This window comes from Clostridium sulfidigenes (assembly GCF_052067195.1).
In the GTDB taxonomy this organism is placed as follows: domain Bacteria; phylum Bacillota; class Clostridia; order Clostridiales; family Clostridiaceae; genus Clostridium_J; species Clostridium_J sulfidigenes.
This window is the reverse complement of the sequence record NZ_JBQHQR010000044.1, coordinates 1-478: the sequence shown is the minus strand read 5'-3', so window position 1 is coordinate 478 and position 478 is coordinate 1. Positions and strand designations below refer to the sequence as shown.

The following is a 478-nucleotide window of genomic DNA, read 5'->3' as shown; positions in this document are numbered from 1 at the left end:
ACCTCCTTTCTAGGGAGTCGACATGAAGTTAATCCTTCATGACATTGAACGAATCTTACTTTGTAAAATTTATTTTAGAAAGTTTAGATGAGTCCATCCAGCACAGCTGGAAACTGGTACTTTAACTCTGTTTAATTTTGAGAGACCATCTCTCAAAAAAACTTTATAGTAAATTCCACATGGGGGTATAGCTCAGTTGGGAGAGCACCTGCCTTGCACGCAGGGGGTCAAGAGTTCGAATCTCTTTATCTCCACCATTTGTGGGTCTATAGCTCAGCTGGTTAGAGCGCACGCCTGATAAGCGTGAGGTCGATGGTTCGAGTCCATTTAGACCCACCATTAATTTGCAATGAAGTTTGTAAATTGAATGTTCTTTGAAAATTACACAGTGAAGATATATTGTTAAACCTTTAAATTTAAAGATAAAACAATTTCGTCAAGAATTTTAATTTGAATTCTTTGTAGAATGAAAATCTAA

Annotated in this window: 2 tRNA genes; both read left to right on the top strand. The window is 36.6% G+C overall.

Annotated elements, in window-relative coordinates:
• Positions 1 to 181: 181 nt before the first annotated feature.
• A tRNA-Ala gene (locus ACTNBA_RS19100) sits at positions 182 to 257 on the top strand.
• Positions 258 to 262: 5 nt separating this feature from the next.
• A tRNA-Ile gene (locus ACTNBA_RS19095) sits at positions 263 to 339 on the top strand.
• Positions 340 to 478: the final 139 nt, after the last annotated feature.